Source organism: Paenibacillus sp. FSL H7-0350, from assembly GCF_038593195.1.
Taxonomy (GTDB): domain Bacteria; phylum Bacillota; class Bacilli; order Paenibacillales; family Paenibacillaceae; genus Paenibacillus_AQ.
Window position 1 is genome coordinate 4,946,177 of the sequence record NZ_CP151972.1, and the last position, 22,105, is coordinate 4,968,281.

Consider the following 22,105-nt stretch of genomic DNA (forward strand, 5'->3'; position numbering starts at 1 on the left):
AAGACCGGTTTGACTTGCCGCAAGCGGGCTTTCCTGCGTCTATTGCTTGTTACCAGACTAATATGGGGGAGTGGGCTAAGGATGACACAAGGGATCAAGAAGGGGCTTCTCGCCGGAGTTGCATTGATATTGACGGCAGGGCTTACGGCTTGCGGGAACAGTAATGCAGGGAACAGTGCGGGTGCAGGAACGGCGGCCCCGGCCGTGGCAGAAGCGGCGGCGAAGGCGTCTTCAACACCGGAAGCCACCCAGACACAGGCCAAAGATCCAGTCGAGCTGCTGAATGTATCCTATGATCCAACGCGTGAACTGTATGAGAACTACAACAAGGCCTTCGCCGCCTACTGGGAGCAGGAGACCGGCCAGAAGGTAACAGTCAAGCAATCGCATGGCGGATCGGGCAAGCAGAGCCGGGCTGTGCTGGATGGCCTGGAGGCAGATGTCGTTACGCTGGCACTCGGATATGACATTGATGCGCTTCAGGAGGCCGGGCTGATCGGCGCGGACTGGCAGAGTAAATATGAGCATAACAGCTCCCCGTATACCTCCACCATCGTCTTCCTGGTCCGCAAAGGCAACCCGAAGGGCATCAAGGACTGGCCCGATCTGCTGAAGGAGGGCGTAGAGGTCATCACCCCTAACCCCAAGACCTCTGGCGGCGCCCGCTGGAACTACCTGGCTGCCTGGGGCTATGCGCTGGACCACAATAATAATGATGAAGCCAAGGCTCAGGAATTTGTGCAAAAGCTGTTCAAGAATGTACCGGTCCTGGATACCGGAGCGCGCGGCTCAACCACTACCTTCGTGGAACGCGGCATCGGGGATGTGCTGATTGCCTGGGAGAATGAGGCGTATCTGTCTATCAAGGAGCTGGGTCCGGACAAATTCGAGATTGTGAATCCGTCAGAGAGCATTCTGGCAGAGCCGCCGGTTGCGGTGGTGGATAAGGTGGTTGATAAAAGAGGAACGCGCGAGGTAGCAGATGCCTACCTGAAATATCTCTACACCGAGGAAGGCCAGAAGATTGCTGCCGAGAACTATTACCGTCCGACACTGGATAGCGTGAAGGCCGAGTTCAAGGATCAATTCCCGGAGATTAAGCTGTTCACCCTGGCCGATAAATTCGGAACCTGGAAGGAGACCCAGGCGAAGCACTTCAATGACGGCGGGATTTTCGACAAAATCTACGTACCGGGCAGCTGATAGCGGAGTCTTGAAAGGATGAATGGGCAGATGAGTGTCATGACCAAAGCTGCTGCAAGGACGGTGTCGCGGCGCAAGCTGCTGCCGGGGTTCGGAATTACGATGGGGTTCAGCGTACTGTATCTGAGTCTTGTGGTCCTGCTGCCGCTGTCCGCGCTGCTCTTCAATTCAACGGGGCTGAGCTGGGCCAAGTTCTGGGATGTGGCTACGGATGCCCGCGTCCTGGCCTCCTACCGTGTCAGTCTGAGTACGGCGGGCGCTGCGGCCCTGATTAATGTTTTTCTGGGACTGCTGCTGGCCTGGGTGCTGGTGCGGTATGAATTCCCCGGTAAAAGAATCTTCGACGCCCTGATCGACCTGCCGTTCGCGCTCCCTACAGCCGTGGCGGGCGTATCGCTGACCGCCCTCTATTCCCAGAACGGCTGGATCGGCTCCCTGCTGACGCCGCTGGGCTTCAAGGTAGCCTTCACGCCGCTGGGCATCACGCTGGCGCTGATGTTCATCGGCATTCCCTTTGTCGTCCGCACGGTGCAGCCGGTGCTGGAGGATCTGGACAGGGACATGGAAGAAGCCGCAGCTACGCTTGGGGCAGGCCGCGGGCGTACCTTCCTGCGGATTGTCCTGCCGGAGCTGCTGCCTCCGCTGCTTACGGGCTTCGCTCTGGCGTTCGCCCGGGGCATCGGCGAGTACGGTTCTGTCGTGTTCATCTCTGGCAATATGCCGATGCGCACTGAGATCGCCCCGCTGCTGATCATGTCCAAGCTGGAGCAGTTCGATTACGCCGGAGCCACTGCCGTGGCGCTGATTCTGCTGCTGCTCTCCTTCCTGATGCTGCTGGTCATCAACAGCCTTCAGCATTGGGCTCGGCGGAGCTCGCGATAAACACATTAATTTAGGAGGAATTAGAATGGCCGGTACGGTTCCCTTGCATGTCCCCGGGCCGCGAACAGGCGCGTCATCGCCTTCTACGACGGAGTCACAAGTGGTGAAATGGGTGCTCATCTCCCTGGCTGGACTGGTCCTGCTCTGGCTGATTGCGCTGCCGCTGATCATTGTTCTGGTGGAGTCGCTGAAGCGGGGGCTGGATGTCTACTGGGCCGCATTGACCGACCCGGACGCCGCCTCGGCGCTGAGACTGACGCTGCTGGTCGCCGCGATTACGGTTCCGCTGAATACGGTCTTTGGAGTAACGGCGGCGTGGGCGGTGACCAAGTTCCGTTTTCGCGGCAAGGGATTTCTGATTACGCTGATCGATCTGCCCTTTGCGGTATCACCGGTGATTGGCGGACTGATCTTCATTCTGGTGTTCGGCTCGCACGGCTGGTTCGGCCCCTGGTTAAGCGACCATGATATCAAAATCGTCTTCGCCCTGCCAGGCATCGTGCTGGCTACGCTGTTTATCACGTTCCCGTTCGTAGCCCGCGAGCTGATTCCGCTGATGGAGGAGCAGGGCACACAGGAGGAGGAGGCTGCGATTACGCTAGGTGCGCACGGGTGGCAGATCTTCTGGCGCGTCACGCTGCCGAATATCAAGTGGGGTCTGCTCTACGGCATTATTCTCTGCAATGCACGGGCCATGGGCGAGTTCGGCGCCGTATCGGTGGTGTCCGGGCATATCCGCGGGGAGACGAATACGTTGCCGCTGCATGTCGAAATTTTGTACAACGAATATCAGTTTTCGGCATCCTTCGCGGTGGCTTCTCTGCTGCTCCTGCTGGCACTGGTAACGATGATTGTAAAAAGCGTACTTGTACGCAAAAATGCTCATTGACAGCTATTGGGAGCCGTGCTAAGTTAATTCATAGTATACAAGGTGGTAATAACGGAATTTAGGCAGAGTTACTTCCCTAACCGGGAAAGGGAGGCTTGCGAATGGCGAAACCACTGAAGGTGGATGAGGTATGGCTTGCGCGGATAACGGAACTTCTCGACGATATGGAATTCGGCTCCTTGCACATCGTAGTGCATGAAGGTCAAATCGTACAGATGGAGCGCACGGAGCGCAAACGTTTCGAGAACAGCACAGCAAATTCACGTGGTAGTGGAGAGACCGGAAGCCGGCGGACCGATACCCGTACTGGGGGACGAGGATAATGCAGAAAGACCTTCCATTGGGCAACCAATGGGAGGTCTTTTGTAAAAATATAAGAATTTATATGTCGCACACGATAAATTATACTTCTATTTCTCGCTGAAACGGTACCGTCCTTTAAAAGGACGGCAATGCCGTTTCCACTTGTTGACTATCAGTAACGTGGATTGCGCCGTGATCCGCTCAGTCCTTCTACGAGCAGAATGATAGCGGTAATGGCATGCATCACCCAGCCGACAAAAGGAATCAAGGCAACCACCGAGGTGACCACACCCACTGCATTCCCGATAATCGGACCGCGCTCTCTCAGCAGAATGATAATGGCTACAGCATGCAGCAGAAAAGCGACCCCAAGCGGTACCCAGGCATTTGCCACAACAAAGCTTCCCCCGATAATCGGCAGCGCCAGAAAAGCCTCATAAGCGAAAGTTCCCCATTTAAATAGTTTCCCTGTAGGAGACATAATTACTTCACCAACCTTCCAAAATAATAGTGTTGCTTGTCTATCCACAGTTTACCCAAGGACACGGGGTAAGAATAACCTGCCCGCCCGCAGAGAGCAAGTGCTGTGTTTTGAGTTATTGTACGCCGGAGGAGTCGGGGCGTTTCAATTTTGAACAAATACATATATATTGGTATCAGTATGGCAGCGGGATCTGCTTGCAGATTGCAGGATACAGGAGGAGAATTATGACAAATTCAGTACAGCCGGAGATCCGGCAGGAGCTGCCCTCAGTTGAGGATTATCTGGCGCTGCGGCAGGAAGCCGGGCTTAGTCCGATGAGCATAGAGGGGGCGTCCGCCGGACTGCCTAACTCTGCTTTTGCCGTGACGGTGTATGCAGGGGAGCAACTAGTGGGCATGGGCAGGGTTATTGGGGACGGGGGATGTTTTTTTCAAGTGACGGATATTGCTGTGAAGCCTTCCTTCCAGGGACGGGGTCTCGGAAAAAGCATCATGCAGGAAATCCGCACGTTCCTGGACAGTGTGCCGGAAAAGGCGTATATCAGTCTCATCGCTGACGGGGAAGCGGCCAAGTTATATGCCAGATACGGGTTCGCGCCGGTAATGCCTGCTTCACAGGGAATGTTCCTGCGGCGATAAATCGTATGAATTCGTGTAATGATAAAGGATAGCAGATTAGGAAAGCGAGGCAGCGGGATAATGGATATTGTAGTATTTGGGGCATCGGGCAGAGTTGGAAGTGCCATCGTACAGGAAGCATTAAAAAGAAAACATGAGGTCACGGCTGCGGTACGCAGACCGGAAGCCTTCAGCCTTCAGCATGAGCGGCTGCAGGTGACGGCTGCTGATCTGCTGGACCCGGCCTCGGTAACGGCAGCCGTGCGCGGGCATGAAGAGGTAATCAGTGCCTTCGGTCCGGCGGCGGGGCATGAGAATGATTTGCTGCGGGTGGCGGATTCACTGCTGGAAGGGATGCGGGCGGCCGGACTTGAGCGTCTGATCATTGTCGGCGGAGCGGGCAGCCTGAAGACAGAATCAGGAGAATGGCTGATGGACACCGCCGGATTCCCCGAGGACTACCGCGCGCTGGCTTCGGCTCATGCCAATGCGTATGAGATCTATAGAGGGTCAGAGCTGGATTATACGTATCTCAGTCCGCCTGCCGCTCTGGTAGAAGGGCGCCGCACCGGCCAATTCCGTATCGGCCTCGACCGGCTTATTGTAGATGAAGACGGCCGGAGCGGCATCAGCATCCAGGATTTCGCTGTGGCGGTCATCGATGAGCTGGAGGAAGGTAATTTCAGCAGGGCCAGGTTTACTGTAGGGTATTGATGAGGGTGGGGGTGTACGCGGAGGCGGAAGGTGAAAATGCAGAGGTAGAGTCAGCGGCAGGTTTAACGCACTCTGTACAACTAAAACGCCTGATTTTACAACGATATCCTTAACTATCTAACATAAAGAGTCCTCCTCGTAGCGGGAGGGCTTTTTTCTTTTTAAGCAGATCGTTACTAGTTACTCGTTGGACGCTATGAGCTACCTGGGTTATTTGCTTGCTGAAACGGGACTTAGTACAATCGAAGCAACTATGAAGGAGGTCTGGACCAATGGATGTGGTGACAGCGGAGGAGATGCGGGCATTCGACCGCGACACGATTGAGCGGCTGGGCATCCCGGCCATCGCCCTGATGGAAAATGCCGGACGGGCCATTGCCGAGGAGGTCATCGCCTTTTGCCGCCGCCGGGCAAGTGAAGCTGGTATGGCTGGTGTGGCTGGTGTGGCTGGTACGGCTGGAGGTGGAGTGTGGAGTAATGAAGCGGGAGTGCTAGGTGGCGAAGTACCCGGAGCGGGAGCGATTGTTGATGGTGTACGTAGTGATGGGTTCGGCATGGCTGGAGGTGTAGTGCGGAGTAGCGGAACGGTAGCAACTGGTAGCGTAGCACATGCGTCAAGCGGGCGCGTGGCGCCAGGCTTCGGCGCTGATGCTGCGGGCTTCTCTGTCAGCGGAGATGCAGCGCTGACGTTTGCCGGTGCCGGCGGAGAGCATTGGCTCGTCCTCGCCGGCAAGGGCAACAACGGCGGCGATGGCCTCGCCGCCGCCCGGCACCTGCGTGAGGCCGGCATCGCCGTCACGCTGGTGTACGCGGCCGCGCCGGAGTCGCTGGCCGGCGAAGCCGCGCTGCAGCGTGATGCCGCTGCAGCCATGGGCATCCCTGCCGTAGTCTACGGCAGGGATGCCCTGGACCTTGCCGCATGCAGCGGCATCGTGGATGCGCTGCTCGGCACAGGCAGCGCGGGAGCCCCGCGCGGTGCCTATGCGGAGCTGATTGCCGCTGCGAATGCCAGCGGCAGAGCCATTGTGTCCGCGGACATCCCCAGCGGGCTGGATGCGGACACGGGGGAGACGCATGAGCCCTGCATTCATGCGTCAGTGACCGTCTGCCTCGCGTTCCTGAAGCGGGGGCTGCTGCAATATCCCGGCGCAGAGGCAGCCGGGCGGGTCGTGGTCCGCTCCATCGGCATACCCGCTGCACTTGCCCGGGAGGGCGTCAAGGTCAGCCTCCTGACGCCGGAAGTACTGACGGCGCGCTTGAAGGTTGACCTGGCGCGCCGCCGTTCGCCCGAGGGCCACAAGGGTACCTACGGGCATGTCCTGCTTGCAGCAGGAAGCCTGCGCATGAGCGGCGCAGGCCTGTTGTCTGCCCGCGCTGCACTGCGCGCAGGCTGCGGGCTGGTAACCTGGGCGCTGCCGGAGAAGCTGCTGCCCTATGTGATCGGTTCCGTACCGGAGCTGATGCTGGCCCCGGTCACCGGAGGCGACGGGGAGTGGAACGCGGGTACGGCCGCTGAAGTGTTGCGGCTGAGTACCAGCCGCGATTGTGTAGCCATCGGCCCCGGCCTGGGCCGGTTCGAAGGAGATACGGAGTGGCTCCGCAGACTGTGGGAGGAGTCGGACAGGGCTATGGTTATCGATGCGGATGCGCTGAATATACTGGCAGATGCCGGATATCGGAGCTGGAGCCGCCGCCATCCGGTTATTCTGACCCCGCATCCGGGGGAGATGGCCCGTCTGGCGGGGATATCTACAGCGGAGGTGCAGCGGGACCGGATCGGATTGGCATTGTCCTATGCAGTTCAGCATGGGGTAATCCTTGTGCTCAAAGGAGCCCATACCGTAATAGCAACGCCCGAAGGGCAAGCCTATATCAATATCACCGGGCATCCCGGTATGGGTACCGGCGGTGCGGGGGATGTGCTGACGGGCATCATCTCCGGTCTGCTGGCCCAGGGCCTGGAGGCGGATCAGGCCGCAGCATTCGGAGTCTACCTGCACGGGTTGGCCGGAGAACGCGCCGCCCGGAAGCGGGACCACCCTTCCGCCCTGATCGCCGGGGATATTATCGAAGCGCTGTAAGTGTAGGCACCGGCTTGATTTCTCAAAACCAACAGCGCCAGCCTCCGGCAACATTCTATTAACAAGTTCAAGTTCTTGCTCGCTTTGGCGCACGGCCCTACTTTGAGCTCAAAGTCTATGTTAGTCTGCTTTAGCGGATAATAGGTGGATTTTGTCCACCTGCTGATGAACGGATGAGCTCTGGCGGGACGTTAGTTGGATAAACGACACTTAATTTGGCACATTTCACTCCAGGCGGCAAAACTAACTTTATTAGTAGTTTTGCCACCTGTTTGCCTATAATCGGCAGAAACGGATGGATGAAGATACATTTCTCCAATTGTATGCTGCGGGCATCCAATAGCGCGCGATGCACCAGCGCCCCCGCCTGAATCCGTCCGGGTCAGAATAGAACCAGACAGACCAGCGGAATAAACAGAGCGAAGAAGGGAAGCAGGATCGGGAAGCGCTCGCCCGCGGTTTGAGCGATGCGGAACAGCAACAGTACTGCGAGGCCGGTAAGGCCGGAGACGAGGGCGTCGCCGCCCTGCTCCGCAGCGAGCCACAGGCCGGCGCCATAGCCGGCAATGGCGTACAGGACCAGCGCAGGGCTGAGTGAGGTGGAGCGGAACATGCGCAGCAGCGCATCAGCGAGGATGGCAGCCGGTAGGCCGTAGGCGTAGATAGCATAAGGAACCGATACTGGCCAGCCGGACGGAATTCCGTTCTCATAGCCATGGATCAGCATGAACAGGGAGATCAGGATGAAGGTCAATCCGGCGGCCGACAGCTTGGTCAGAGCGTACATGCCCGCATTGAGGCGGACAGAAGGCAGGTTGAAATCCTTGTGTTGATTCATTGCTATACATCCTTTCAGGTGGGGGATGAATACGGCCGGAGTGACCGGCTGAAGCTTGGACATGGATAAGCTGGTAACCATGTCTCCGCCGTTAAAATGAATGCAGGTGCCGGTTACATAAGAAGCATCATCGCTGGCCAGGTAGACTTAGGCTCCTGCCAGTTCGTAGGGCTGTGCCGCACGCTTGACGGAGTCTCAGTACCGAAGACACTGACCTCCTCCGCAGAGAAGAAGCTGGCGGGAATCAGCGGCGTTCATACCGGACCGTGAGCTACGCTGTTGACACGGATGCCGCTGCCGGCGAGAGATAAGTCGAGCGAACGTGTGAAGGAGACGATAGCGCCTTTGGTGGATGAATAGTCAATCAGCTCCTCGTGTCCCCGGTATGCGGTTATGGAGGCGGTGTTAATGATGCAGCTCCCTGGATGAAGATGCGGAAGCGCCGCCTGAGTCAGGAAAAAGGACTGCCTTGCGGCTGCTCGCTGATTGGAGGCGGCTGCATTACGCTCGCCAGCCCGGGCTGGCGGTCCTGGTGCTGAGGGGGAAAGCGACAGGCTGCACATGACAGACCGTCTTTTCAAAATATAAGGAACTTATAGGTTTCACACGATAACTTATCCTTCTATTTCTCGCTGAAACGGTACCGTCCTTTCAGAGGACGGCAAAGCTGTTTCCACTTGCCATAATAAGGATGCACGGGGTTCATCGGCGGTTACTCCTCCTTGCCTGCTCAGCTCTTCCGTATATGGGTATGCATGCGCCCAGAAAAGCGTGCGGCGTGAAGTGGAGTCTTAAACATAGAAATGGGGAGAATGAATGATATATAGAGCAATGACAGGGGACGATTACGAGGCGGCTTACCGGTTATGGGAGAATACGGACGGAATGGGTCTCAGTGAAGCCGACTCGCGTGAGCACATCATCCGTTATCTGGAGCGGAATCCGGGCATCAGCCAGGTGTGCGTGAAGGAAGATGGCACCCTAATGGGCACAGCGATGTGCGGGCATGACGGACGCAGAGGCTATATGTATCATGTGGCTGTCGACAGCGGCAGCCGGGGAAGCGGTGCAGGCCGTGAGCTGGTGAGGCGTTGCCTCGCGGAACTGCTGGAAGCGGGCATAACGAAGTGCCATCTCATGGTGATCGAAAATAATGCCCCGGGCCGCAGCTTCTGGACCCGTATCGGCTGGCAGGAGCGGGACGGGCTGGTGCTGTTCTCAAAATAAGAAATTATAGGTTTCACGCTATACATTATCCTTCTATTTCCCTCACAATTCATGTAATAGTGTAGCTTTGGTGCGGACGCAGTATAATATATAGGTGCTGTACAATGAACAGATGAATAATATTCGCTGTGCATGGCCGAATTTAGATAGCGGGAGACCAGAACTATGAGATTTAAAGATGTATTCTCAATTATAGGTCCGGCCATGGTCGGGCCTTCCAGTTCTCATACAGCGGGAGCCGCGCGGATCGGGCGGGCCGCAAGGCAGGTGCTTGGTGAGCTGCCGGGAGAGGCCGAGGTTACGTTCTTCGGTTCTTTTGCCGCGACTTATCAGGGACATGGGACAGACCGGGCAATCGCCGGAGGTCTGCTTGACTTCGCCACGGACGACCACCGGCTGCCGGATTCCATTGAGCTTGCGGCCGAAGCCGGGATGAGCATCTCTTTCGGTCAGGGAACGGGGCTGTTTCCCCATCCCAATACGGTCCGTCTGCGTCTTGTAGGCAGGGAGAGCGGGACGGAGATGACCCTAACAGGCACATCCATCGGCGGCGGAAATATTGAGATTGTGGATATTGACGGCTTCAGTGTGAAGCTGACCGGCATGTACCCTACAGTGCTGATTCAGCATATGGATTATCTGGGTGTGCTGGCCAGTGTCACGGATGTCATGCGGGAGGGCCAGTTCAATATCGGACATATGTCACTGGACCGGAAGAACCGCAGCGGGGCGGCCTTGACGGTACTGGAGCTGGATGAGTCAGCCACGGCGGAGCTGCTGGAGAAGCTGCGGGCGCTTCCGGCAGTGAAGAGCGTCAAGGTAGTCGATTTGAACGGCAATGCACAAGAACAGACACAGAAGGGGAAGGACATCACAACATGAATTTTCAAACACTGAGCCAGCTGGCTGTACTATGCGGGGAGCGGGAGCTTGGGATCGGCGCTCTGATGCTTGAGGAGCAGAGCGCAGAATCCGGCCGTTCCAAAGAGCAGGAATTCGCCACCATGCGCGAGTATTACGGGGTGATGAAGGAAGCGGTGCAGCGCGGCATGACCGAAGATACCACCTCACGCAGCGGCCTGACAGGCCTGGATGCCCAGCGGGTGGCCGCCTATAATGCAGCGGATGAGCCTTGTCTCGGGGGACCGGCAGGCCAGGCGATGGCGTATGCCCTTGCTGTCTCTGAAGTGAACGCCTCCATGGGCCGGATTATTGCCACACCGACTGCCGGCTCCTGCGGAATTATCCCCGGTGTGTTCCTGAGCTGTCAGGAGCGCTTCGGCTGGGACGATGACTACATGGTCTCCGGTTTGTTCGCGGCTGGAGCGATAGGGTATGTTATTGCTAATAATTCTTTTGTATCGGGTGCGGAAGGCGGCTGTCAGGCCGAGGTGGGTTCAGCGATCGGCATGGCGGCCGGAGCGTTGACCGAGATGCGCGGCGGGACTCCGGCACAGGCTGTACATGCGGTAGGTCTCGCGCTCAAAAATACACTGGGACTGATCTGTGACCCGGTAGGCGGACTTGTGGAGATTCCGTGTATTGTCCGCAACGGCTTCGGTGCCGTTACGGCGCTTGCGGCGGCGGATATGGCCCTGGCTGGCGTCCGTAGCGTGATTCCGTCCGATGAAGTGATTAAGGTCATGCTGGAGGTCGGCTCTGCGATGCCTGAGAAGCACCGGGAGACGGCCGGGGGCGGGCTGGCCCAGACCCCGACCGGCCGCCGGATTATGAAGGACCTGCGGAACCCGAAATAACCGCCCGGTCACAGGCGCTCCTCAGTCTGCCGTTCATCATAGAATTCAGAGCATACGGAAGCGTTCCAGGTGCTCCCATAAGCCCTCCTGCCGGAGAATCTCCGCCTGCTTCGGGCCCATGAGGTCGAAGTGGGGGAACGGCTGGCGGTTATGAATATACCGCGCCGGGAGACCGTGCTTCCTGCACCAATCCCGCAGGCGGGGCAGATCGCTGCAGCCCACCTTGGTGACTGTGGTGATCCCGGGGTAGCGTTTATCGATCCAGTAATGGGTCAGGAACGCAATCTCCCCTGCGGAGACGGCCTGTTTCCAGCGGGTTAATTCCGCCCGGTTGATTCCAAAAGCCATGGCTGTTCATCCTTATCTGTAAGAGGAAGTAGACGACATATAACGCAAATATTAACGGAAGGAGAGTGTATTATGAACGGACAAATAAGAGCGGATATCCGCCCCGGCATTCAGGTAGACATCGTACTGAAGCAGGATCAGGCGACCGGCAAGCTCACGCATGGCACAGTGAAAGACATCCTGACCAACTCGCCCCGCCATCCGCACGGGATCAAGGTACGTCTGGCGGACGGCCAGGTAGGACGGGTCAAGAACATTACCGGCTCATGAATTGCTCCACCGACTGGTCAGCCTTCGTCTGATTGCATAAATTGCAGGCACAGACGCAGTTGTCCGGCGTAGTATGCCCGCCCTTGGCGCGGGGGAGCAGATGATCAATGGTATCCCCGTATTGGCCGCAGAAATAACACGTATAGCGGTCCCTCGTCAAAATATAGGCGCGGAAGTCCTTGTTGCTGTATATGCGGCGGATCGTACGCCGGTTCACAACGACGGCCGCATGCTCCTTGACCAGCGTCATGGCAAGCTCAAGGTCGATCTCCTGATGCCAGCGGCGGCCCTTATCGCTGTGCCCGCGCATGAGAATCATGCCCTTGGCAGAAGGAATCAGGGCAGAGGCATCCTGCGGATCGGGCCTCGGCCCGCGCTGCTGCGGAAGGCTGCGTCCGGTCTCGGCGGCATGCCGGGGACGTGCCTTGCCCTTAAGACCGGCCGCTCCCGCGTTGCCTCTGGCGTCCCGGGCACGTTCAGGCCGTGAGGCCGGACGGGGCTGGGCTATGGGCGGCTGTGCCTTCCCGGGCGCAGCTGCCCCGGAGATAGAGGCCGGCCCCTTGTCACGCTTGAGGGGCCCTGCCGGGCGCTCCGGCAGGGCAGGCACTACGCTTGCCCGCACTGGCGGCAAGGAAGCTTCAGCCTCGCGGAGCTTGCGGCATTCCCGGCAGGCTCCGCGCCGGGACACGCCCTTGGCGCGCTTGCCTGTGCGCCTGCGGAATTCAGAGAGCGGCTTAAGCTGATGGCAGTACGCGCATTTTTTGGATGGAGGTAGAGTTGTGGTCTCAGTCATAAATGTACTTGGCAGAAGCAGCCTTAAGCCGCAACCGTCCAATCCCTTCTGTATTGTGAATGATAAGTGCATCTGCTTGCATGCGTCCGTTTTAATTTCAGTAGTTGTCCTAATTGATACTAGTATAGCGTAAACTGCAGACATTCACACAGCAGGCACATCCTGCGAATTTTCCGGAGTGTGATTTCTTTCCCGGCAATCTTGAGGAGAAATCTGTAAAATCTCAATAAAGCATAGGCGCTAACAAGAAATAGCCCGAGGCTGTAGCCGGAAAAAAATGTGCCTGAAATGAGGAATGAGGATGAATGCTGCTAAAAAAATGCCAGGTGCTGTGAGGGTGCTGATTGTACTTCAAGGTTTTTTGAGCTTGGGGGCCATTGCCGGCGGGCTGGCGCTGCTGGCTGATCCCAGCGGGGAATTACTCGGCATGCCGGTCTCGGCAATGGTACGAATGCCCTTTCACAGCTTTGCCATCCCCGGGCTGCTGCTCCTGTCTGTATTCGGCCTGCTCCCGCTGCTTGTACTGTACGGCCTCTGGAAGCAGCCGCAGTGGTCTTGGAGCTACGCCTTGACACCGTTCAAGGAGCGGCATGCGGCCTGGAGCTTTTCACTCTATATCGGCTTCGGCCAGATTATCTGGATTATGGCGCAGACCTACATGTGGAACATGGTCAGCTTCATTCATGTGTTCTATATGTCGCTGGGAATGCTGATTCAGATCGTGACGCTGCTGCCTGAGGTCCAAAGATATTTTATGCTGGACGGCCGTGCCGAAAGAAGTTAGAATGTCAGTGAACATAAAAGGGCTTTCATTGAGCTGCGGGAGTGAACCGGAATGACCACGATATATGATATTGCCAAAAGGACCGGCTACTCACCAACCACAGTGTCCAAGGCGTTCAATAACTATTCCGATGTGCGGGCGAAGACACGTGAGGAGATTCTGCGTACCGCCCGGGAGATGGGGTATCTTCCCAATGCGCATGCACGTACACTGACGACTAAGAAATCCTGGACCATCGGTGTGCTGTTTGTTGAGAATACGGGGGCGGGAATCCGCCATCCCTTTTTCAGCGCAGTGATTGAGAGCTTCAAGCAGGTTGCCGTAGCCAAGGGCTATGCCCTCATGTTCATCTCGAAGGATGTCGGCGGCAAGCAGAGCGGATATCTGGAGAACTGCCGGATTCGCGGCGTCGACGGGGTGGTAGTGTTCCTCTCTGATTACGATGACCCGTATTTCCGGGAGCTGCTGGAGAGTGATATTCCGACCGTGGTGCTCGATTTCGAGACGGAGCTGTCGCATACAGTCTGCTCGGATAATATGACGGGTGCACTGCAGGCGGTAGAGTATCTGGCCCGTCTTGGACACCGCCGGATTGCCCACATCTCGGGAGGCGGGAACACCTATCCGGGACAGCAGCGGGAGCTGGGGTACAGAACGGCGATGGAGCAGCAGGGACTTGAGGTGCCGGATGAATACGTGGCCGAGGGAGCCTTCTACGCGCTGGAGAACGGTTATGGTGCAATGAAGCGTCTGCTGGCGCTGCCACAGCGGCCGACGGCTGTTTTTGCTTCAGGTGACTTGCTGGCCCTGGGTGCAGTAATGGCAGCTAAGGATCAGGGGCTTGCGGTGCCGGAGGATGTCTCGGTGATGGGCTATGACGACATCGAACTTGCCAGATACGTTACGCCTGCGCTGACCACTGTACGCCAGAATACCGGACTGCTGGGGACCCGGGCGGCGGAGCTCCTGCTGGCATCTATGAACGGTCCAGGTACGGCTCAGGAAGCACTTGTGCTGCCTGTAGAGATTATTGTGAGGGATTCCTGCGCACCGCCGCGCATGTGATGAAGATGCGTTCATTCAGGAATACCTTTTTTTTCGGCAAAATCGAAACCGGTTTCGATTTCTTTCGTTCCTGCTGTAACCTGGCAAAAATAATAGAGGAGTGATGGACATGACAACAGTACAAACCGTAGTCACCGCCAAAGATACAGGGGATCGCCTAAGTCCCAAGAATGGCATTCAGTTCAATGCGGATAGCGCCGCGGCAAAAGCAGATATCGTGCTGCGGCCAGAGCAGGCGTATCAGACCATTATTGGTTTTGGCGGCGCATTCACAGAAGCAGCGGCGTATACCTTGTCCCGGATGAGTCCGGCGAAGCGCACAGAGGTCATCCGGCGGTATTTCGACCCGGTGGATGGGCTGAATTACAGCATGGGCCGTGTCCATATCCATAGCTGCGACTTCGCACTCGGCAATTATACGTATGTGGAGGATGGGGATACGGAGCTTAAGACCTTCGATATCTCACGTGACCATAAGTGGGTTCTGCCGCTGATTAAGGATGCCATGGAGGCCCGGGGCGGACCGTTCACCATGCTGGCCTCTCCGTGGAGCCCGCCTGCCTGGATGAAGACCAACGGGGAGATGAATAACGGCGGCTCGCTGAAGCCGGAGTATGCGCCGGTCTGGGCACGGTATTATACCAAATTCATCGAGGCCTACCGCAAGGAAGGCGTTCCGGTCTGGGGTGTCTCTGTGCAGAATGAGCCGGCAGCAGTACAGACTTGGGATTCCTGTGTGTACAGTGCAGAGGAAGAGCGTGATTTTGTCAAAAATCATCTCGGCCCCGTAATGCACGAAGCTGGAATGGGCGATGTGAACATCGTAATCTGGGATCATAACCGCGACATTATGGTCGAGCGCGTGACCCCGATTCTGTCGGACCCGGAGGCTGCAAAGTATGTCTGGGGGACTGGAATTCACTGGTACGGCGGCGAGGAGTTCGGCAACGTGGAGCAGGTGCATGAGCTTTTCCCGGATAAGCATGTGCTGTTCACTGAAGGCTGCCAGGAGGGCGGCGTGCGTCTGGGGGAATGGTTCACGGGTGAGCGCTACGGCCGTAATATGATCGGCGATCTGAATGCCTGGACCGAAGGCTACCTGGACTGGAATCTGGTGCTGGATGAGACGGGCGGGCCGAACCATGTAGGCAATCTCTGCGATGCTCCGGTGATTGCCGATACGGCTGCAGACGAGGTCCACTACAACAGCTCGTATTATTACATCGGGCATTTCAGCAAATTCATTGCTCCGGGTGCGGTGCGGATCGGCCTGGATTCGGCAGCGGCAGAGGTGCTGTCGGCAGCGTTCCGCAATCCGGACGGCAGTCTCGCTGTGGTGCTGATGAACGAAGGCGGGGAAGCACGTACGCTGACGCTGGGACTGGGCGCCGAGACCGCCGAATGCACGCTGCCTGCGCACTCTATTGCGACCCATCTGATCACACAGGCTTAGGTCTATGCCGCAAGCATTTATTGATATTTTAGGAGGAGTAAAGATGAGCCATTATACTTTTGATTCAGGGAAATTTATTATCGAGCAGTTCCACGAAGGCAAACCGTTCGCCAGCTTCCTGCCCGGCCTGGCCGGACTGAAAGGAATCCCGATGTGGACGTTCTATGTGAACCGCGGCCAAGGGATCAGCAGCTTCGGCGTGCGGGACAAAAACTCACCGATCATGGAGTTCTCGCCGGCCAATATCTCCTACAAGAATGTAACATCGACCGGCTTCCGCACCTTCATCAAGCTGAAGGGGGCAGCAGAGATCTATGAACCGTTCCAGTCGGCCCGCCCGGACCCTGAAGCCAAGCGGATCATGACCATTCTGCCGAACGGATTAACCATTGAGGAGACGCATACCGGACATGGGCTGAAGACCACGGTCCACTACTTCAATCTTCCGGGGGATGATTATGCCGCGCTGGTCCGTCAGGTGGAGATTCAGAACATCGGCGGAGCCGAACTTGAGCTGGAACTGCTGGACGGTCTGCCGGAGGTGCTTCCGTTCGGGGTGGCAAACGGCAACTATAAGGAGATGGGGAACCTGCTCCGCAGCTGGATGGATGTGTTCAACCTGGAGCACGGGATTCCGTTCTACAAGCTGCGCTCCGGCACGAATGACGATGCCGAAATTGGCAAGATCGAGAGCGGGCATTTCTATCTCTCCTCCACGGTGGAAGGGGAACTGCTCCGTCCGCTGGTAGACTATGAGGTGATCTTTGGCGGGAATACTTCACTGACCTATCCCGACCGCTTCGCCGCGCTTCCGCTGGCAGAGCTGCTGGCACAACCGCAGTATCCGGTTAACAAGGTGCCGTGCGGCTTCAGCGGCACAGCCCGGACCCTGGCCCCTGGTGCTTCGCTGAAGCTGAACACGATCATCGGGCATGTGAATGATATTGACCGGATTAATGAACGGACGGCGGAGCTGTGCCGTGAGGAGTATTTTGCCGCCAAATCCCTTGAAGCTGCCGCGCTGACCGAGGAGTTAACTGCAGATATCGCCACCCGGACGTCCTCGCCGATCTTCGACGCGTATTGCCGCCAGTCCTATCTCGACAATTTCCTGCGCGGGGGATATCCGTTTATTTTTGACAATGGGGAAGAGGGCTTCGTCGTCCATCTCTACTCCCGCAAGCATGGCGATATGGAACGGGATTATAATTTCTTCTCGCTGGCTCCCGAATATTATTCGCAGGGGAACGGGAACTTCCGCGATATGAACCAGAACCGGCGTAACGACGTCTTTTTCCATCCCAAGGTGGGCAGCTTCAATATCAAAATGTTCTATAGCCTGATTCAGGCAGACGGCTACAATCCGCTCAGTGTACAGGGCACCAGCTTCGAGATTCTGCCGGGTGCGGAAGAGCAGCTTAAGACCTGGCTGGCCGGAGCGCTTGCGGAGCAGCATACGGGACTTACGCAGCTCCTGGCCGGACGCTTCACCGCAGGCAGTCTGATTAACTATATTGCCGATCAGCAGATTGCGTTAACCCTAAGCGAGCAGGAATTCCTCAGCGGGGTGCTAGCGTTGTCGCAGCAGAACATTGAAGCCGCCTTCGGGGAGGGGTTCTGGTCTGATCATTGGACGTATAACCTGGACCTGGTGGAAGGCTATCTGGATATTTATCCTGAGCGTCTTGGGGAGCTGCTGTTCGGGGATGAGACGTATGCGTTCTACGACTCTCCGGCGTACGTCTTGCCGCGCAGCGAGAAATATGTGATCAGCGGCGGCAAGGTGCGGCAGTTCGGAGCTCTGCTGGAGGATGAGGAGAAGCTGCACAAGCTGAAGCGCAAGGCATCCGGTACCGAGTGGCTGCGCACGCAAGGCGGGCATGGGGAGATCTACCGGACCAGTCTATTTGTGAAAATGCTGTCGCTCGCCCTGAACAAATTCGCTACGCTGGATCCGTACGGTATGGGTGTGGAGATGGAGGCGAACAAGCCGGGCTGGAACGATGCGATGAACGGGCTGCCGGGCTTGATCGGCTCGGGGATGAGCGAGACGCTGGAGCTGAAGCGGATGCTGGTGTTCATGGCGGAAGCGCTGGAGAACAGTGCCGGGCTTCCTGCGTCAGTGGCGCTTCCATCGGAGATAGCGGCGCTGCTGACACAGGTAGAGCAGGCTGTAACGGAAGTGCTGGACGGCTCGCTGGACCCATTCGCATACTGGGACCGCGTTGCCTATGCGCGTGAGGCTTACCGGGCGGAGATTCGCTTCGGGATTACAGGTGAGACCCGTGATGTCTCTCTTACGGTGATTCGCGAAATGCTGGAGCAGTGGCTGCGCAAGACCGATCAGGGGATCGCGCGTGCGGTGGAGATGGGCGGCGGACTGGTGCCCACCTATTTCCGTTTCGAGGCTACGCGCTTCCGGCCGGTTACGGATGCTGCCGGCGAGCCGGTCATCAGCGGCTATGGACTGCCGAAGGCCGTAGTGGAGGAGTTCGAGGCCTCGGCGCTGCCGTATTTCCTGGAAGGTCCTACCCGCTGGCTTAAGACACTGGAGGATCAGCAGACCGCCAAGGCTATCTACAGCAAGGTGAAGCAGAGCGGGCTGTTCGATCCGGTCACCTCGATGTACCGCACTTCGGTGTCGCTGGAGGAAGAGGGGCATGAGATCGGACGTATCCGGGCGTTCACCGCAGGCTGGCAAGAGCGGGAATCGAATTTCCTGCACATGTCCTATAAATACTTGCTTGAGCTGCTGAAGGCGGGGCTGTATGAAGAATTCTACAGTGAGCTGAGAACGTCGCTGATTCCGTTCCTTGATCCAGAGGTCTACGGACGCAGTACGCTGGAAAATTCGTCGTTCATCTCCACGGGCGGCAACCCTGACCCGCATACACACGGACGGGGATTTGTTGCCCGGCTGAGCGGCTCCACCGCCGAGTTCCTGAGCATGTGGAGAACGATGATGGCAGGCAGCAGCCTGTTCGCTATCTCAGATGGTGAACTAACCCTGGCGCTGCATCCGGCCCTTCCCGGCTGGCTGTTCGACGAGCAGGGAGAGGTCTCCTTCAAGCTGCTGGGCAGCACGGAAGTGACCTATGTGAATCCGCGTCATGCGGATACCTTCGGCGACAGCAAGGCGGTTATTCAGACGCTGGGGCTGACCTTCCGGGACGGTACGGAGCGCGTAATTACCGGCGGCTTGCTGCGCGGCGCAGATGCCGAGGCCTTGCGGCGCGGGGAGATTGCCGCGATCCGTGCGGTGATGGAATAAGCTGTGTCTGCATTACCAGTAGAATAAGCTATGGAGGAGGTCCGTTGGGGCCTCCTCTTTGGTGATTCGGGGAAGGGGAACGGAATGTACCTGGTGTAGACGCGCGGACCCAATGTAATCGAAAAACTGATTACAATGGGCTGAAGCTTAGGCCAACATAGACGCTAATTCAGTCAAGCAGAGAATTAGCTTATAATAATGGGGTATAGATTTGATAGCAGCACCCCAGCCGGAATGCGAGGTAGCGGATTGGGTTGGCCTGGATTGGTTGGGTTGGGTTGGTTAGCTTGGCCTAGATTACCTTGAATTAGAGCAGCCAAACAAGAGAGGAGCAGGATGAAGGAATGAGCGAGCTTAAGATGGGACTGATTGAGAAATACTCTTTGATTGTTCCGGCTGCCCAGCGGGAGGCATGGGAGTCGAAGGGCTGGGTGGAAGAACCTGCATTCAGGGATTTCCACTATGAGGCGGAAGAAGGCGAGGCGATGATGACCGCCAGACCCCGAACCCTGACAGAGATTGACACGGACTCGCTGCTGGGCAGCAGGGCAGTGAGATTCTCCACCCATCTGGGAACCTATGGCATGGGCGGTCCCGGGTTCTTCGGATTGCTGCTGGAGAAGGAGGGCATCAGGCAGTATCTTGTGTATGCCGTCTGGGCATCGGGCCAATATATTTTGCTGGACGGCAGAGTGATTGAATGCCACCTGAATTACAACAAGAGCCACCGGCCGTGGATATCCAGCTGGGCAGGGGAGCCTGAGGAAGAGCAATGGGATGAGCTGACGGCAAAAGTAACGGGGAGTGTGGTGTCCGCTGTCCGTCTGACCGGTGAGGAGTTGCGGCTTGAGCTGACTCAGGAGGGCACACGATCCCAGCTTGTATTCTACAAATACCATCAGGATCTGCCCCCGCTCGGAAACGGCCAGCCGCGCAAGCCTGCCTTTGAGGACGGTGTGACCGGTGATTATATCGTACTATCGGAGGAGCATGCGGTTCTGCATGTGTAACAGGCCCCGGCTTGGAGTGCTCAGAGGAACGCTCCAAGCCGAAAAATGAGCCCCTAAATACGAAAAATGAGGCCTTTTACCGAATACCTAAAACGCATACAATACATACATAGAGATGAAAACGCTTCACAATAAAGATAGGTATTTTGGAGGTCCATACGATGGAGAACAAACGTAACACCAAGCCGAATCCGGCCATGGGGCCGCTCATTCCGGCGTCAATCGAAACCGGTTCAGGTCGCAAAAACACACTGTGGAGGAAGTTTGTAGCCCAGCGTCATCTGCAGACCATGGCCCTGCTCGGCGTAGTCTGGATGATCATCTTCAACTACATTCCGATTTATGGCTTGATTATTTCCTTCAAGGAATATAACATCGTCAAGTCGATTGCCGAAGCCCCATGGGTAGGGCTGGAGCATTTCAGAGAGCTGTTTGCTGACGAGGATCTGCCGAATGTCATCCGCAATACGCTTGGCATCAGCTTGATTAAGCTGTTCATCGGTTTTCCGCTGCCGATCATATTCGCCCTGTTTCTCAATGAGGTCCGTTCCATCAGATACAAGAAGGCTATTCAGACGATCTCCTATCTGCCGCATTTCCTGTCCTGGGTTGTACTTGGCGGGATTCTGGCCACCTGGCTGGCTGATGTAGGGATTATCAACAATATTCTGCTTGCACTCAATCTGATTGACAAGCCGATTACCTATCTGGCTGAGCCCAGTTACTTCTGGACTATTATTATTACTTCTGACATTTGGAAGGAGCTTGGCTGGTCTGCCATTATCTATCTCGCGGCCATCGCCGGCGTATCTCCGGAAATGTATGAAGCAGCAACGATTGACGGAGCGGGACGCTTCCAGAAAATGTGGTTTGTCACACTGCCGGCTATTCGGGCAACGATCAGCATTCTGTTTGTTCTGGCCGTCAGCGGGGTACTGAATTCCAACTTCGACCAGATTCTGGTTCTGCGGAACTCGCTCAATGACAGTGCTTCTAACGTAATTGACTACTATATCTATCAGACGGGTATTATCTCCAACCGCTTCTCCTATTCTGCGGCGGTCACCCTGGTCAAAGCGGTTATAGCACTGATTCTGCTGCTGATTGCCAACCAGGTATCCAAAAAAATCAACGACACGTCGCTGTTCTAGGACAAGGAGGACCTATATATGTTTGCTCTAAAACGTAAAACCAAAGGTGAAGCTATCTTTGATATCGTCAATAATCTGGTCATGCTCTGTGTCTGCTTCCTGACGCTGTATCCTATCTGGTATGTGCTGGTCAATTCCTTCAATGACGGGAACGACGCCATGCTGGGCGGCATCTACTGGTGGCCGCGGATGATCACGCTGAAGAATTTCGAAGCGGTATTCGCAAGCCCGGGCATTATGCTCGCCATGGGAATTACGGTAGCCAAGACAGTGCTTGGTGTCGCTGTCCATGTATTCTTCACCGCAATGGTGGCGTATGCTTTATCCCGCAGGGATCTGGTAGGCGGCAAAATCTACATCCTGATCGGCACCGTTACGCTGTTCTTCAACGGCGGTCTGATTCCGACCTTCCTGCTGAACCGCGACCTTCATCTACTGGATAACTTCCTGGTCTATATTATTCCAGTGATGTTCAGCTTCTTCGATCTCATTATCTTCATGACCTTCTTCCGGGAGATTCCCGAGGGTCTGGAAGAGGCCGCCCGGATTGACGGGGCCAACGACTGGTCCATCTTCCTGCGGATCATCCTTCCGGTCTCCATGCCGGTTATTGCGACCATTGCGCTGTTCCACGGCGTGTATCAATGGAATGATTATTTTGCCGGGATTATCTATATCAACAATGTGGACCTGCAGCCGATTCAGACCTATCTGTTCCGTGTAGTCGCCCAGTCAAGCTCCAATACTATGATGGTGGCTGTCCAGGGTAACGCGGCAACAAGGTCGGTAACGTCCCAGTCCATCAAGCTGGCAACCATGGTTGTCACTACGCTGCCTATCGTATTCGTCTATCCGTTCCTGCAGCGTTATTTCGTCAAAGGCATGATGATCGGCTCGATCAAGGGCTGATCATCTCCTTGCTACCAGGTAACTCCTCCAGCGCCCGGGTGTCTTATGGGCAACGG

The 22,105-nt window shown here is 56.6% G+C and carries 22 protein-coding genes and 1 pseudogene; 18 read left to right on the forward strand and 5 right to left on the reverse strand.

The genetic code is table 11. The features are described 5' to 3' along the window. The first annotated feature begins 81 nt into the window (after window positions 1–81). The 4 genes from NYE24_RS22645 to NYE24_RS22660 all read left to right on the forward strand — a co-directional run bounded on the left by NYE24_RS22645 (window position 82) and on the right by NYE24_RS22660 (window position 3,297). Complete coding sequence (locus NYE24_RS22645; protein WP_036702083.1) at window positions 82–1,203, forward strand: sulfate ABC transporter substrate-binding protein; 1,122 nt, start codon at window positions 82–84, stop codon at window positions 1,201–1,203. Window positions 1,204–1,242: 39 nt separating this feature from the next. Beyond that, window positions 1,243–2,085 (forward strand): sulfate ABC transporter permease subunit CysT, encoded by an 843-nt coding sequence (gene cysT, locus NYE24_RS22650; protein WP_036702150.1) that lies wholly within the window; start codon window positions 1,243–1,245, stop codon window positions 2,083–2,085. A gap of 25 nt (window positions 2,086–2,110) precedes the next feature. Then, window positions 2,111–2,974, forward strand: coding sequence for a sulfate ABC transporter permease subunit CysW (cysW, locus tag NYE24_RS22655; RefSeq protein ID WP_036702085.1), 864 nt, complete (start codon window positions 2,111–2,113; stop codon window positions 2,972–2,974). Window positions 2,975–3,075: 101 nt separating this feature from the next. Beyond that, on the forward strand, window positions 3,076–3,297 hold the full coding sequence (locus NYE24_RS22660) for a YezD family protein (protein WP_036702087.1): 222 nt from the start codon (window positions 3,076–3,078) through the stop codon (window positions 3,295–3,297). A gap of 152 nt (window positions 3,298–3,449) precedes the next feature. On the opposite strand, the gene NYE24_RS22665 is transcribed toward NYE24_RS22660, so the two are convergent. After that, on the reverse strand, window positions 3,450–3,758 hold the full coding sequence (locus NYE24_RS22665; RefSeq protein WP_036702089.1) for a hypothetical protein: 309 nt from the start codon (window positions 3,756–3,758) through the stop codon (window positions 3,450–3,452). A 227-nt stretch (window positions 3,759–3,985) separates the two neighbouring features. Here NYE24_RS22665 and NYE24_RS22670 point away from each other — a divergent pair, with 227 nt between their 5' ends. The 3 genes from NYE24_RS22670 to NYE24_RS22680 all read left to right on the forward strand — a co-directional run bounded on the left by NYE24_RS22670 (window position 3,986) and on the right by NYE24_RS22680 (window position 7,173). Then, window positions 3,986–4,399 carry a GNAT family N-acetyltransferase gene (locus tag NYE24_RS22670; protein WP_036702090.1) on the forward strand — a complete coding sequence of 138 codons (414 nt, stop codon included), beginning with the start codon at window positions 3,986–3,988 and terminating at the stop codon, window positions 4,397–4,399. A gap of 60 nt (window positions 4,400–4,459) precedes the next feature. After that, window positions 4,460–5,092, forward strand: a complete 633-nt coding sequence (locus NYE24_RS22675; protein ID WP_036702092.1) for an NAD(P)H-binding protein — start codon at window positions 4,460–4,462, stop codon at window positions 5,090–5,092. Window positions 5,093–5,364: 272 nt separating this feature from the next. Beyond that, complete coding sequence (locus NYE24_RS22680; RefSeq protein WP_342476733.1) at window positions 5,365–7,173, forward strand: NAD(P)H-hydrate dehydratase; 1,809 nt, start codon at window positions 5,365–5,367, stop codon at window positions 7,171–7,173. 382 nt (window positions 7,174–7,555) lie between these two features. On the opposite strand, the gene NYE24_RS22685 is transcribed toward NYE24_RS22680, so the two are convergent. Together NYE24_RS22685 and NYE24_RS22690 are read right to left on the reverse strand one after the other, a co-directional pair. Then, window positions 7,556–8,011, reverse strand: coding sequence for a hypothetical protein (locus NYE24_RS22685; protein WP_235218603.1), 456 nt, complete (start codon window positions 8,009–8,011; stop codon window positions 7,556–7,558). Between the two features lie 75 nt (window positions 8,012–8,086). Next, window positions 8,087–8,472, reverse strand: a pseudogene (locus tag NYE24_RS22690) (SDR family oxidoreductase); the annotation flags it as partial. Between the two features lie 355 nt (window positions 8,473–8,827). Here NYE24_RS22690 and NYE24_RS22695 point away from each other — a divergent pair. The 3 genes from NYE24_RS22695 (at window position 8,828) to sdaAA (ending at window position 10,995) form a co-directional block, all read left to right on the forward strand. Beyond that, entirely contained in the window at window positions 8,828–9,238 is a 411-nt protein-coding gene (locus NYE24_RS22695) for a GNAT family N-acetyltransferase (RefSeq protein WP_036702094.1), read from the forward strand. Window positions 9,239–9,403: 165 nt separating this feature from the next. Continuing rightward, window positions 9,404–10,120 (forward strand): L-serine ammonia-lyase, iron-sulfur-dependent subunit beta, encoded by a 717-nt coding sequence (gene sdaAB, locus NYE24_RS22700; RefSeq protein WP_036702095.1) that lies wholly within the window; start codon window positions 9,404–9,406, stop codon window positions 10,118–10,120. Then, window positions 10,117–10,995, forward strand: a complete 879-nt coding sequence (gene sdaAA, locus NYE24_RS22705) for an L-serine ammonia-lyase, iron-sulfur-dependent, subunit alpha (protein WP_036702096.1) — start codon at window positions 10,117–10,119, stop codon at window positions 10,993–10,995. The genes sdaAB and sdaAA overlap by 4 nt, the downstream gene beginning before the upstream one ends. Before the next feature lie 45 nt (window positions 10,996–11,040). On the opposite strand, the gene NYE24_RS22710 is transcribed toward sdaAA, so the two are convergent. After that, window positions 11,041–11,343, reverse strand: coding sequence for a hypothetical protein (locus NYE24_RS22710; protein ID WP_036702097.1), 303 nt, complete (start codon window positions 11,341–11,343; stop codon window positions 11,041–11,043). 72 nt (window positions 11,344–11,415) lie between these two features. Between NYE24_RS22710 and NYE24_RS22715 the strand changes: the two genes are divergently transcribed. Continuing rightward, on the forward strand, window positions 11,416–11,613 hold the full coding sequence (locus tag NYE24_RS22715; RefSeq protein ID WP_036702099.1) for a YwbE family protein: 198 nt from the start codon (window positions 11,416–11,418) through the stop codon (window positions 11,611–11,613). On the opposite strand, the gene NYE24_RS22720 is transcribed toward NYE24_RS22715, so the two are convergent. Continuing rightward, a complete protein-coding gene (locus NYE24_RS22720) occupies window positions 11,600–12,406 on the reverse strand; it encodes an HNH endonuclease (protein WP_342476734.1) in 807 nt (268 codons plus the stop codon). The genes NYE24_RS22715 and NYE24_RS22720 overlap by 14 nt on opposite strands. A 301-nt stretch (window positions 12,407–12,707) precedes the next feature. Between NYE24_RS22720 and NYE24_RS22725 the strand changes: the two genes are divergently transcribed. From NYE24_RS22725 to NYE24_RS22755, 7 genes are all read left to right on the forward strand, one after another. Then, window positions 12,708–13,190 carry a hypothetical protein gene (locus NYE24_RS22725; protein ID WP_036702101.1) on the forward strand — a complete coding sequence of 161 codons (483 nt, stop codon included), beginning with the start codon at window positions 12,708–12,710 and terminating at the stop codon, window positions 13,188–13,190. Window positions 13,191–13,241: 51 nt separating this feature from the next. Further along, a complete protein-coding gene (locus NYE24_RS22730) occupies window positions 13,242–14,255 on the forward strand; it encodes a LacI family DNA-binding transcriptional regulator (protein WP_036702103.1) in 1,014 nt (337 codons plus the stop codon). Window positions 14,256–14,364: 109 nt separating this feature from the next. Next, entirely contained in the window at window positions 14,365–15,708 is a 1,344-nt protein-coding gene (locus tag NYE24_RS22735; protein ID WP_342476735.1) for a glycoside hydrolase family 30 protein, read from the forward strand. A gap of 43 nt (window positions 15,709–15,751) precedes the next feature. Next, the gene (locus tag NYE24_RS22740) at window positions 15,752–18,979 is read left to right on the forward strand and encodes a cellobiose phosphorylase (protein WP_342476736.1); all 3,228 of its coding nucleotides are present in this window, start codon (window positions 15,752–15,754) and stop codon (window positions 18,977–18,979) included. 344 nt (window positions 18,980–19,323) lie between these two features. Further along, the gene (locus tag NYE24_RS22745) at window positions 19,324–19,989 is read left to right on the forward strand and encodes a hypothetical protein (RefSeq protein ID WP_076160222.1); all 666 of its coding nucleotides are present in this window, start codon (window positions 19,324–19,326) and stop codon (window positions 19,987–19,989) included. 161 nt (window positions 19,990–20,150) lie between these two features. Then, a complete protein-coding gene (locus NYE24_RS22750; RefSeq protein WP_036702111.1) occupies window positions 20,151–21,140 on the forward strand; it encodes an ABC transporter permease subunit in 990 nt (329 codons plus the stop codon). A gap of 18 nt (window positions 21,141–21,158) precedes the next feature. After that, window positions 21,159–22,049: a carbohydrate ABC transporter permease gene (locus NYE24_RS22755; RefSeq protein ID WP_036702113.1), complete on the forward strand. Its 891-nt coding sequence runs from the start codon at window positions 21,159–21,161 to the stop codon at window positions 22,047–22,049. Window positions 22,050–22,105: the final 56 nt, after the last annotated feature.